Annotated in this window: 10 protein-coding genes and 1 pseudogene; 10 read left to right on the top strand and 1 reads right to left on the bottom strand. The window is 62.6% G+C overall.

The window, feature by feature from the left end; all coding sequences use genetic code 11:
* Nucleotides 1-7 precede the first annotated feature (7 nt).
* A complete protein-coding gene (locus AC1RUK_RS23000; RefSeq protein WP_481838811.1) occupies nucleotides 8-835 on the top strand; it encodes an XdhC family protein in 828 nt (275 codons plus the stop codon).
* 201 nt (nucleotides 836-1036) lie between these two features.
* Here AC1RUK_RS23000 and AC1RUK_RS22995 read toward each other — a convergent pair.
* A pseudogene (locus tag AC1RUK_RS22995) lies at nucleotides 1037-2038 on the bottom strand (tyrosine-type recombinase/integrase); the annotation flags it as partial.
* An 852-nt stretch (nucleotides 2039-2890) separates the two neighbouring features.
* On the opposite strand from AC1RUK_RS22995, the gene AC1RUK_RS22990 reads away from it, so the two are divergent.
* The 9 genes from AC1RUK_RS22990 (at nucleotide 2891) to AC1RUK_RS22950 (ending at nucleotide 12285) form a co-directional block, all read left to right on the top strand.
* Nucleotides 2891-4957, top strand: coding sequence for a phage tail sheath C-terminal domain-containing protein (locus tag AC1RUK_RS22990; RefSeq protein WP_481838812.1), 2067 nt, complete (start codon nucleotides 2891-2893; stop codon nucleotides 4955-4957).
* Nucleotides 4958-4969: 12 nt separating this feature from the next.
* Nucleotides 4970-5491, top strand: a complete 522-nt coding sequence (locus tag AC1RUK_RS22985; RefSeq protein ID WP_436172897.1) for a phage tail protein — start codon at nucleotides 4970-4972, stop codon at nucleotides 5489-5491.
* A gap of 113 nt (nucleotides 5492-5604) precedes the next feature.
* On the top strand, nucleotides 5605-6396 hold the full coding sequence (locus tag AC1RUK_RS22980) for a T4 family baseplate hub assembly chaperone (RefSeq protein WP_481840118.1): 792 nt from the start codon (nucleotides 5605-5607) through the stop codon (nucleotides 6394-6396).
* Between the two features lie 233 nt (nucleotides 6397-6629).
* Entirely contained in the window at nucleotides 6630-7202 is a 573-nt protein-coding gene (locus tag AC1RUK_RS22975) for a hypothetical protein (RefSeq protein ID WP_481838813.1), read from the top strand.
* An 8-nt stretch (nucleotides 7203-7210) separates the two neighbouring features.
* Nucleotides 7211-8530, top strand: a complete 1320-nt coding sequence (locus AC1RUK_RS22970) for a Pvc16 family protein (RefSeq protein WP_481838814.1) — start codon at nucleotides 7211-7213, stop codon at nucleotides 8528-8530.
* Between the two features lie 5 nt (nucleotides 8531-8535).
* Entirely contained in the window at nucleotides 8536-10560 is a 2025-nt protein-coding gene (locus AC1RUK_RS22965; RefSeq protein WP_481838815.1) for an ATP-binding protein, read from the top strand.
* Nucleotides 10560-10823, top strand: a complete 264-nt coding sequence (locus AC1RUK_RS22960) for a hypothetical protein (RefSeq protein WP_436172892.1) — start codon at nucleotides 10560-10562, stop codon at nucleotides 10821-10823. Before AC1RUK_RS22965 ends, AC1RUK_RS22960 begins: the two co-directional genes overlap by 1 nt.
* The gene (locus tag AC1RUK_RS22955; protein WP_436172891.1) at nucleotides 10820-12016 is read left to right on the top strand and encodes an eCIS core domain-containing protein; all 1197 of its coding nucleotides are present in this window, start codon (nucleotides 10820-10822) and stop codon (nucleotides 12014-12016) included. The genes AC1RUK_RS22960 and AC1RUK_RS22955 overlap by 4 nt, the downstream gene beginning before the upstream one ends.
* Nucleotides 12013-12285 (top strand): hypothetical protein, encoded by a 273-nt coding sequence (locus AC1RUK_RS22950; protein ID WP_436172890.1) that lies wholly within the window; start codon nucleotides 12013-12015, stop codon nucleotides 12283-12285. The genes AC1RUK_RS22955 and AC1RUK_RS22950 overlap by 4 nt, the downstream gene beginning before the upstream one ends.

Here is a 12285-nt window from a genome sequence, read left to right as displayed (position 1 = left end):
GGGTGCCATGACCGCCCATGTCGATGTGATGGATATCGTCTCTCGGCTCAAGGCCGCCGAGGAGGCTTTCGTGCTGGCGACCGTCGTGCGCACCGTTTCGGTGACGGCGGCCAAGGCCGGCGCCAAGGCGGTGATCCGCCCGGACGGCACCATCGCCGCAGGCTGGATCGGCGGCGGTTGTGCCAAGGGTGCGGTGCTGAAGGCCGCGCGCGAGTCGCTCGCGGACGGCGAGTCGCGGCTGGTGTCGATCCAGCCTGAGAACCTTCTAGCCGAGCTCGGCGTCAAGCCGGGCGAAAGCCGCTTGGGCGTGAAATTCGCCAAGAACATGTGCCCGAGCCAGGGCACGATGGACATCTTCGTCGAGCCGGTGCTGCCGCATCCCTCGCTGGTCATCCTCGGCGCCAGTCCGGTGGCGATGGCGCTTGCCGAATTGGCGCGGCCGCTGGGCTACCATGTCACGGTCGCCGTGCCGGCGGGCGACATGCCGGCGACGCCCGACGCCGACGTTCTGATCGACGGCTTCATGCTCGAAGGCCTTCACAACGCGCGGCGCTTCATCGTCGTGTCCACGCAGGGCAAAGGCGACGAGGCGGCGCTGAAGGCGGCGCTCGGCGTCGAGGCCGACTATCGGGCTTTCGTCGGCAGCCGCCGTAAGATGGCATCGCTGCGCGAGAAGCTGCTTTCGGAACGGGTCGAAGCGTCTGCCCTAGACACTGTCAAGGCGCCGGCCGGAATCGATCTGGGCGCCATCACGCCCGAAGAGATCGCCCTGTCCATCCTTGCTGAGGTCACGGTGGAGCGCCGTCGCGGGCAACGTGGCGAAGGCGCACGTTGAGGACGACGTGCACTCGAACCTCATTCTTCGGGCGAAGCCCCGGCAGGTCGCACGTCTGCCGGTGACAATGATGGATGGGACGGATAGGTAAATAAAATCAGCTACCTATGACAGTCCGTGTGCAAACATTGCAAACGGAAGTTCTCCTCTTCTTCCATTTTCGTTCCTGCGATGGCGTTGTCGTCCGGTCTCTAGAACCGCATCGCGCTGACGCCAGATGAAGCTGTACAGAGTTGCGGCGCTCACCGGTTTCGACGGGTCCATGGCTGACGGAAAAAACCAGCCATGTGCGTTTGGTTTGATCGAATTGATGAGTTTGGCGGCGAGTTGGGGTACCGGAATGGCATGCGGCTTACCGTTCTTGGTCTCGGACCAGTCGATGATCTGTTCGCGAGCGTCCCACTGCTTCTCATGCAGGCGCGCGATCTCTTCAACGCACTGCCCGGTCAGCATCAGAACGCGAACGGCACGAGTATAGGGCGGGTGAACCGGCGCATCGGGGCATTCGAGCCAGCGGTAGAGGATGACAAACTCCTCTTCGTCCAGCCAACGGGTTCCAACATTCTTTGGCTCGGTCGGGATGCCTGCCGCAGGGTTGTACGCGAGACGAAATCGCCGGAGTGACGTCCTCCGGTAGTCGTGTTCGGACTTTAGGCCTCAACTGTAGGCGGAGCGGACATAGCTGCGAACATGGTCAGCCATGACACGTGCGCCACGTTCGTAGATAGGTCTGATCGCATCCGTGATTTCGTCTGGTTCAATTTCGCGAGCCTGACGGTTTCGTCCGAGCGTGTCGGCTATCTTGTTGAGCCCCTTTTCAGCTTCCTTCCACGAAGGTTTGCCGGCCTCTCTCAGGTGTCTGACATATGCCTCGAAGAGATCCACGACCGTGCCAGGCCGTGTGTCGCCAGCGATCTTGATGCTGCGACCCCTCTGGATCATGTCCGCAAAATCCCGATTGAAGATCTCGCGCGCCTTGCTCAGTGGCATCGATGGGTATGAACCAAGCTTCTTCTTGAGGCGCTTTTGATCGCGCCACTGTTGCGCCATCCAATCAGCAGTGACTCGCGTTGGCATAGGCTTCAGGACCAACACGAGACGGCCGGTGCCGTGGCCTTCGCCATCGACAAGGCTTAGCTGTTTGTCGGTTTGCTCCACCTGCTTGAGAGCACGGCGAATTTCTCCATCGGTAAGGCTCGGCACTGGGCTCTCCCATTGGCTTCCAAGTGGGGTCGCAAGACGGGTAGCAGGGGTCGGCGACTGGGGTCAAAAGGGCTCGCGATCCCCCTAAAAACCGACCCCAATATGCCATGATATCCCGCAATACGACAAGTCAGAAAATTTATATGATTCAATGGGTAGTGGCGTGATCTAGCGTGATCGAAAGAGGTCGAGTGGGATGGTTGTGCATCACGCTCAGTCACGCTGGATCACGACAACGCACAGTGAAGCAAGGTGCTGCCATATCACCTCGCGCTGGTGAACGCCAAGACACTCAAGGGAGTTGCTGTGCGGCCCAGACTGGGGCAGGGGATTGGGAGTGGGAGAAGGGTCGCTACTGAAAGGCTGGCCGGTTGTCATCCCATTTTCGCGCAAACTGCCAGTGGGCCCCTTAAATTCCGGTTCCCTCTTCAGTCCTAAACCCGGAGTCCACGGAGCCGGCAAAAGGCCATACACTCGTATATAGGTCCCTATATTTGGCCTCTCATACTGCCACGGGAATAGGCGTGGTTACTTTCTATGGGAGCGGCTTTTGGTGGATGGGTGGAGCGTTCGAAAGTTGTTATCGTGTAAGAAAACAACGTGGTTAAGGATAGGTTAAAATTTAGATCGTCGTTGATCGAACAGAATTGTGTGCCGCATATAACTCATCATTGATCGCATGCATTGGATGCTGGACATTCCGCAGTCGGCGTGTAATGTATCGGCATATATCCAATAGATCGTCGGCAGACGAATATTGACCCCCAGCCTGCGCACTGTAAGGGGGGCGCAGTTGTTGTGCTGCTCATTCGAGCGCAGGCGGATGGCAAACCTCGTTTCCTGGAGGATGTCATGCCCGTTCATCCGACTTATCCCGGCGTATATATTGAGGAAATTCCAAGCGGCGTCAGACCGGTAGCCGGGGTGGCGACTTCGATTGCCGCATTCGTCGGGACGTTCCGAAAAGGCCTGCTGGACGAGGCAGTCCAGCTTCTGAGCATGGCTGATCTCGAGCGCGAATATGGCGGGCTCGATCGAAACAGCGAAACATCCTATGCGATCCAGCAATTCTTCCTCAACGGCGGTACGGAAGCCTGGGCGGTTCGCATCGCCGACACTGTCACCGGCAATGCCGCTGTGCCGCCGACGAACGCACGCTCGGCGGAGATAATCCTCACGACGGTACCCGGCGGCGCCGTTCAGATCTTTCGGGCGCGCGCCGGACATCGCATCCGCGGCCAGAGCGCCGAAAACCCCGGAGCCTGGGCCAATGCGCTTCGGCTCGACGTGGACTATGACACGGCCGATCCAGCAGAGCAGTTCAATCTGACGATCAGCGAGGTGAGGGTCGATGGGGACCGTACCTTGGTGCTGCAGACGGAGACGTTTCGCAATCTGACGATGCGCCCCGACACGGCCAACAACGCACTCGAAGCGGTCAACCAGGGATCGCGGCTGGTCCAGCTCGATCGCGCCGGCTTGAACCCGGCTGCGATTCCGAACCCCTTTGTCACGACATTTCGGCCTGCGTCGAACGGCACGCTGGGTGGACCGTTGCCAGTGCCGGTAGCCATCCCGGCCAACAACGCCGCCTTCAACGTGAATATCGGCCCAGGTGTCATAAACGGCACTATCCAGTATGGCGCCAGCCCGGTGCCGACAAGCTACGCGGGCCTCTTGCCCTTTGTGCAGGCAGCGATCCGGCGTGCGGCGGACGATATCGGCGTTGCCGACGGCCTGAAGCCATTGCTCAGTGGGGCAGTGGTCAAGCTGGTTGGCGACTCGACCGTCAACAATGGCGCGCGCTTCTTCGTGCAGCTGGGGCGCAGCGCCCGTCCTTTCGATCCGGCGACCAGCATCGTCTTTACCGGTGCAGCGACCGTCGGTGGCGCCAACGGCATCCGCCTTGCCACTGCCAATGGCGCTGTTCCAAACGACCAGCAGCAGAGGCCCGTGACATCGGGGCTGGGTCACGACGGCACGCCGCCGGCGCCCGGCGACACTTTCCGGCCGATACCGATCAATTTCTTCATCGGCACGGCGGTGCCGCGCACCGGTCTCCAGGCCCTTGAGGACATCGATCTTTTCAACATTCTGTGCGTTCCGGAAGCAACGACGCTGCAGCCGGACTCGACGATGCGTACTTTCTATGCGGCGGCGGAATCCTATGTCGAATCCCGTCGTGCGATGCTGATCGTCGATATCCCGGACGATGTCCGTCGACTCGATCAGATGCAGACATGGCTGACGGAGAATGAGGGCCTGCGCCATCCCAATGCTGCAGTCTATTTTCCCCGAACCAACATCGTAGACACGCTAAACAGCAACCGGCCGCGCTCGATGGCGTCGAGCGGCACCATCTCCGGATTGTGGGCACGCACCGATTCGCAGCGCGGCGTCTGGAAGGCGCCAGCCGGGACCGACGCGCGCCTGCGGAATGTCGAAAGTCTCGGCTATTTGTTGACGGATCTGGAAAACGGCACGCTCAATCCGCTCGGCGTCAACTGCCTGCGCAACTTCCCCGTCTACAGCAACATCTGCTGGGGCGCCCGAACGCTCGACGGGGCCGATGCGATCGCGTCGGACTGGAAATATGTGCCGGTCCGGCGAACCACGCTGTTCATCGAGGAAAGCCTCTATCGCGGCACCAAATGGGTTGTCTTCGAACCGAACGATGAACCGTTATGGGCGCAGATCCGGCTTAATGTCGGCGCCTTCATGCATGATCTCTTCCGCAAGGGCGCCTTCCAGGGGACGACAACGCGCGAAGCCTATTTCGTCAAATGCGACAGCGAAACGACTACGCAAAGCGACATCGATCTAGGCATCGTCAATATCGAGGTCGGTTTTGCTCCGCTGAAGCCGGCCGAATTCGTCATCCTGAAGATCCAGCAGATCGCCCGGCAAACGGCAGAGTAAGGAGGAACGGTCATGGCACCCTTCACAGCGAACCCGCGCCGTTTCGACCCGTACAAGAATTTCAAGTTCCGGGTTAAATGGGATGGCCGCTATGTGGCCGGCATCAGCAAGCTCGGCGCGTTGAAACGCACGACGGAAGTTGTCGAGCACCGCGAAGGCGGCGACCCGTCGACTGGCCGTAAATCGCCTGGGCGAACCAAATACGAGGCGATCTCGCTGGAGCGCGGCGTCACCCACGATCTCGAATTCGAGCAATGGGCAAACAAGGTGTGGAATTTCGGCGCCGGTCTCGGCTCTGAAGTCTCGCTCGCCGATTTCCGCAAGGACGTCATCATCGATGTCTTCAACGAGGCCGGACAGAAGGTTTTGTCCTACCAGGTCTTTCGCTGCTGGGTGTCGGAGTACCAGGCGCTGCCCGATCTCGACGCGAATGCGAACGCCGTGGCGATACAGACGCTCAAGCTCGAGAACGAGGGCTGGCAACGCGACATCGCCGTGGTGGAGCCCGTCGAGCCCAGTATCGTGCCAGCGTAATTCCGGCGCCGTTCTCGTGAACGGCCAGAGAGAGATCGGCGATGCGAGAAAGTGCCACCGTCCTATTGGCACATGGTCTGCCGGAGGCGGGCGTCCGTCACCTCGACGCGCAATTGCGCGGACTGACCGGCCATGAGGAGGCCATGATCGGCGATTGCCCGGTACGGATCACTCCGGCCGAATGCACTACGGCCGTGCTTGCGGCGGTGACACGGCGCATCGGCAAGCTTGAATCCGTGACCCCGGAGATGGTCGCTGAACTTGTCGTCGGTGATCGCGAACGCCTGCTGCTGACGCTATGCGAGATGACGTTCGGTCCGGAACTCGATCTGGTCACGACCTGTCCGAAAGAAGGGTGCGGCGCGGTCTCGGAAGTCCCGGTGTGGATCGGCGACATCATCGGGCGCCAAGAGGCTGTCGCGGAAATCGAACACGAGATCAGGCCGGCTACGCCGAAAGGCGAATGGCAGATTCGCTTCAGGCTCCCGTCAGGCTGCGATCAGGAGCGGGCAGCCCAAGCTGCACTGTCCAATCCGGCCGATGCGGCACGCGCGCTCATCATCGGCTGCGTTGTCGCTATCACAGACCCCTCCGGAGCGGCGGTGCCGCCGGGCGAATTGCCTGCGGCGTTTGAAACGGCGCTGTCCGACGCATTCCAGCGTCTCGACCCCTTCGCGGAGTCGACCACCGCGATCGTCTGCCCAGTGTGCCGAACCGAAACCAAGGTGGTCCTCGACGCCTTCTCGGTCCTCCATGCCGGGTTGAACCGGGGTGCCGGCATCTATGCCGACGTCTACCGGATGGCGCGCGCCTATCACTGGAACGAGCGCGATATTCTCGCGCTGCCCTTAGCTAGGCGCAAACGCTATCTCGAACTCGCCTCGGGCGTGGAGGGTGGAGCATGAGCAGTTTCGCGGAGCGGCTGGTTTCCCGTGGCGCGCGTGTCGCTTCCGTCCCAGGTTTTGCCACGCTTCAGCCAAGGCCGCTTTCGCGCTTCGAGGCCGTACCCGCAACCGCCGCTGACGGCCCGGACGGCCCGGACGGCGGGGCCGTCCACGCTCGCGCACTGGCTGCAAGCGCTCAACATATCTCGGCTGCCGGCCCCGAGAGAAAGGCAACCCATCCAGACAGTTTCCGGATGGTCGCGACGGATTCTGCGGCGCGTGCCGGTCCGCTGGAACGAGGGGTTTCCGAGATTGCCGAACAGAACATTTTTGACCAACGGCCAAGTCCGATGACGATACCCTCGCGCAGGGGGCCGCATTCGCAAGATGCAGCGGCGCCGATACAAGTCTTCGAACCCGAATCGCGTTCCATCGCACCAATGGAATCGCCGGAGGACGCTGTCACGGTCTCGATTTCCAGGGATACGATCGTCAGCGCCTCGCGATCACGCGAATCCGCCGAACCGTTGGATATCGCGGCTGTTGCCGAGGTGACGTCGCGGCCTCGTCAGCCCGCCCTCGATTCAGTTGGAAGTGTCGCCACTGCGGAGCAGGCCGCGCTGACGTTTGCCGACATCGGCAAGCGTCCCGTCGATCCGCGGATCGATGCAGCCGAGGCGAACCGTGCTCCGTCGCTCGCCGTTACGGTCGGCCGGATCGATGTGCAATTCGTGCAGCCTCCGCAACGCCCCGTTGCCGCGCCGCAGCCGCAGCGTTCGCGTGGCTTCGAAACTTACGCCCGCGCCAGACGCGGCGAACCGCGTTAGGAGGGCGCATGGCGACGCACGCCGCCATCGCTGCGGTCAGCCGGACGCTTCGGACCGTGCTGCTCGACCGCATGGTGATGCCGGTTTCGGTGACGCTTGCGCCACCCGACGTCACAGTTGCCGGTATCGATGGCGCCCGCGTCAATCTCTACCTGATTCAGCTGATCGAGAACGCCAATCTCAAGAACCAGGAGATTCCCGGAAAAGGCAGTCCCGCGGCGTATGGGCATCCGCCTCTATCGCTCAATCTCCGCTATTTGATGACAACGCACAGCGCCATCGAGACCCAGCCCGACGCGGATCTCAATGCGCAAACGCTGCTGGGCGATGCGATGCGCGTGTTCAACGACTTCGGCAACCGCGTCGATCAGCTTGCCATTGTCAACCCCGCGGCCGGTACGGTTGGCGATCCGCTGCTGGACCCGGTGCTGGCCGATGAGTTCGAGCGGGTGAAAATCGTGCTGCATCCCGCCAGCCTCGACGACATCACCAAGGTCTGGTCGGCAGTGTCGGGCACCAACTTCCGCAGGTCGGTCGTCTACGAGGTCACCGTGATCCAGATCGAGACGATCGAACCAAGGGTTCGCCCGCAGCCGGTGGAGACGCGCCGCATATTCATGACTGTACGCCGGCGCCCCGAAATTCTCGATGCCTACGTGACGCCGGCATTGAACGGTCCGATCGGGGAGATTCGGGCGCGCATCGGCGACGAAATCACCATTTTGTCGGAAGGTGCGCTGGCCGACCGTCTTTATGTGCGGCTGGGCATGCTCGATCCTATTCGTGTCAGCTCGACCGCCGACGGCCGAATACGCATCGCGCTGCCCGATGCGCAGTATCCCGCCGATCTCGACAATCCGCTGCCGCGTCCGATTCCGCCCCAGCAACGCTTGCAGCCGGGCCCGCTCGAAGTGCAGGTCATCGCAGGCCACCCCATCGAGGGCGTTGAGGGCGGTCTGGGACATGGCGCGGCGATCGCAGGCACGCGGCGCTACTCGTCCAACCTCGCGATGCTCCAGCTTTGCCCAACCGTGACATCGGTCGTACCGGTGGCAGGAAACGCGACGACGGTGCTCAGGGTCAATGGCCAGCGCCTGTGGCACGCGCGCGCCCGCGTCGCCGAAGTGATCGTCGGTGACGCGGCCATTGCTGTTCGTGCGCCGGCTGCGGGGGATCCCTGGGCTGCGCCCACGCCGACCGCCGTCGAAGTTCCGATGAGCGCGGCCATGGACATCCTCGTCGTATCACCGACGCCTTATCTCGTGGCGATGCAGGTTGATGGGGCGCGAAGCCGCGACCCCGGCATATCCTTCACGCTAGGGCCGTGATTCCGATGAACGTTGCACCCAATCCGAAGCTGGACAAGGATCGCGCAGCGGAGCAACTGCCATGGCGCGACCGCAACCGACGGCTGGTGGACTTCGGGCTTGCCTGGCTCAACGCCTTGCTGACCGATCATGTTAAGGCGCTACGCGCTCTGCCGCGCAGCCGTGGCGGACTGTCAGATGCCGAGGCCGACTGGCTCCTGGACAACGCCTGTCGCGCTGCAATCGCTCCGTCGCCCGAAACGCTTGCCACGCGTGAAGCCTATGACCGCGCGCGTGCGGATTTGCTGGCGTCTGAAGAACCCTCCGCGATTGACCGCCTGGCAGCGCTGTTTCAGCTCTCGCCTTTCGACGAAGACGTCCTGCTGCTTTCGCTCGCCCCGCAGATGCGGGCGCATTTCGCGTCGATCTACGGTCATTTGCATGGTCGCGCGGCGATCAGCCATGCAACGCCGCATCTCGCCATGACCGTCTTCGCCGCCGGCGCGGAAACCGAAGCACGGGCCTGGGAGCGCCTTTCACCAGATGCGCCGCTACGCCGCTTCCTGCTGATCGAAAGTCCGGACCGCACTCTTCTGCCGCTGTCGCCGATCATGCTCGACGAACGCATGACACGACTTCTGTTGGGCGATCAGACGGAGGAGCCGCGCACGCGGTCCATGCTTTCGGAGCCAGAGCCCACGGTCTTTCCGGAGCGCCATCGTGCTGGTGTCGAGAAATTAGCCGCGCGCATCAGGACTGCACGCCGCCCGCTTGCCGCCATTGTTGGTCCGAAGCGCAGCGGCCATGCCGCTGCGGCGCGCGCATTGGCCAGCCAGTTCGGCCTGGAGCTTGCGGTGTTGAAACCGCGGCCTTTCGAGCCGATCCAGGATCTACTGGCGTTGCTGTCGCGTGAGGCTGCGCTCGGCGGCTTTGCCTTGCTGGTCGACAGCGCCCAGCCCGACAATAGACGCTTTCTCGATGACCAGATAAACGCGCTGGTGATCGTCACTGCGGAGACGCGCCCCGATTTGCCCTTCGGTGTTCCGCATTTGCGTCTCGAAGCGCTGGATCAGGCCGATCACATGGCGCTGTGGCGTGAAGCGCTCGGCCTGCACAGCGTGGAAACGGACAAGCGGATAGAGGCCATCGCCGACCAGTTCAGATTCGACCCGGCCGAGATCGCCGCGATCGCTGCCGCCGGCGGCGATCTGTGGCAATCGTGCCGAGAACATGCCGGCCGCAACCTTGACGAACTCGCCGAGCGGGTCGTGCCGCGCTATGGCTGGGACGATATGGTCATGCCGGCCGATGTGCTGCACGACCTCAAGGCGGTGACTGAGCAGGTCCGGCATCGCTCGCTGGTCTACAATCGTCACGGCTTTGGCCGTAAACTGGTGCGTGGCCGCGGTGTTTCTGTGCTGCTGTCGGGTGCGAGCGGCACAGGCAAGACCATGGCCGCTGAAGTGATCGCCCGCGATCTCGATCTCGATCTCTACCGTATTGATCTGTCCGGGGTCATTTCAAAATATATCGGCGAAACCGAGAAGAACCTGAAAGCCGTCTTCGACGCCGCCGAGGCAAGCGGCGCAGTGCTGTTCTTCGACGAGGCGGATGCGCTGTTCGGGAAGCGCAGCGAGGTCAAGGACAGCCACGACCGCTACGCCAATATCGAGATCAGCTATCTTTTGCAGCGCATGGAGAACTATGGCGGCCTCGCCATTCTGGCCACCAACATGAAGGGGCACCTCGACAATGCCTTTCTTCGGCGACTGCGCTTCGCCATAGACATTCCGTTCCCCGACGCGTCGCTGCGGCGCGCGATCTGGCTGAAGGCTTTTCCGGACGAAATGCCGAGGGAGGTACTCAATGTCGACGCATTGGCGCGTCTCGACATCGCCGGCGGTAACATTGCGGTGATCGCGGTCAACGCAGCTTTTCTCGCGGCGGCAGAGGGCAACGCGCTTGCAATGCGCCACATAGCTCGCGCCGCTCGCGCCGAATTCCGCAAGCTGGACAAGGAATTCCGCGCACCCTGGACGGAGGCGCTGTGATGAGCGACCGCCAGAATCCTTCTGCCTCGGTATCTTTCGGCAGCATGACCGTTCGCGGCGACGGACCTGGCCATTCGGCGGCGCGCGCCGCGCGCGACCTTGCCGCCGGTCTAGGCGACGCCGTGCAAGGCATGGAACTGGGTGGTGCCCCGCTGCATGTCGACACGCTGAAACTGAAGCTGACGGCAGGGGCCTGCGGAGCGGAGATCGCCCGCGCCATCCGTCATGCGATCGACGCGAAACGGCGAGGCCGCGACAGATGAGGGTCGCGATTCAAACGTTGAAGGCGGCGCCTGCGCCTGCGTCTTTTCTGGCGGCGCCGAGCCATGCCATCCAGAGAAAGGCGACCATCGGCCCAATCGACGATCCGCTCGAGCGCGAGGCCGACCGTGTCGCCGATGCCGTGATGGGCGGCGGCTCGGCTGGCGCTTTCGGTGCTGCTCCGGCCGCAATCGCACAGCGCACATGCGCGGCTTGCGAGGCCGAGGAAGAGAAGATCCAGCGCAAATCTGCCCCATGTGAAGTCGGAGAGCACATCCAGCGAAAGCCCGCTGAGGCGGCCGCCAGTGCAGTTGGCGATGGCGGCGCGCCGCTCGCGCCGGAAGCGCGCACCTATTTCGAACCGCGCTTCGGCCGGGATTTTTCGGACGTGCGGGTCCATACGCACGGTCGCGCAGCATCCGCAGCAAATGCCATCCATGCGCGCGCCTATACGCTTGGCAGCAACATCGCCTTTGCGCCGGGCGAGTTCTTGCCCCAGTCGCAGTCGGGACGGAGGCTGCTTGCGCATGAGTTGGTCCATGTCGCGCAGCAAGTTCGGTACGGACAAACCATCCAACGCGCGCCGACCGGATCTCCGGTCGCAGCGCCCGCCGTCAGCAGCATCTTGCTCACAATTCAGCGAGTGATGCTCATCATGTGCAGGAACTCGCGAATGCGCGAGGCGTTCGAGATGATCGACCGGGACGGAGTCCAACTGGTTGGCTTCAAGACCGGCCTTGATACGTGGCGGTATGATGATGGAAGGGTCGAAGAGGTTCCGATCACCGGCCTGCGCGGCAATACGGACGTTGCCAACCGAACGATCCGGCTTAACGAAGCGCTGCCCGCACAGACCATGGCTGAAACCCTATTCCACGAATTGCAGCACTGGGCGCATAATCGGGATCCGGCTGGCCCACGCGGTCTCGAAAGCGAGATTCAAGCGCGCATCGCGACCGAGCAACTTGCGATCGAACGGGGACGGCCGCCGACCGGCCCGGGCTACCGAACCGCCGATGGGCGCGTCGACGAAGCCGCGATTCGCCGCGCGATGGCCAGTTCATCGCACTACAGCCCTGTCGGCCGGCAACGGATCGGGCGACGCTACGAGGGTGAGACGCCGATCCCCGGACCGCTCGTCTGCCCGCCCATCGGCGATTTCCCCGAGCCCTCGCGAGAGAGGGTCTTCGCATGAAGCTCACGCTTGTCATCCGCACCTATGAGATCCAAGCACAGTTCGACCAGTTCGACGACGGATCGTCTGAGGCTTTCGATGTCGCCACCGCCGAGATCGTCGGTGGCGAGCAGGCGGGCCAGCGGCTGCGAATCCTCGTCGAGAGCGACAGTCCCCTCGCAGGGCGCTGGAACCATCCGGGCGAAACGCTGACAGTGACGGTCGAGCCGGAGCGATTGGCTGCGCAGATTGTATTCGCCGGCGCCTTTGCGGTCGAGGACAGCCCATGA

The organism is Mesorhizobium monacense (genome assembly GCF_056781675.1).
Note: the sequence above shows the minus strand (reverse complement) of the source record. Positions and strands in the feature narration are given on the sequence as shown.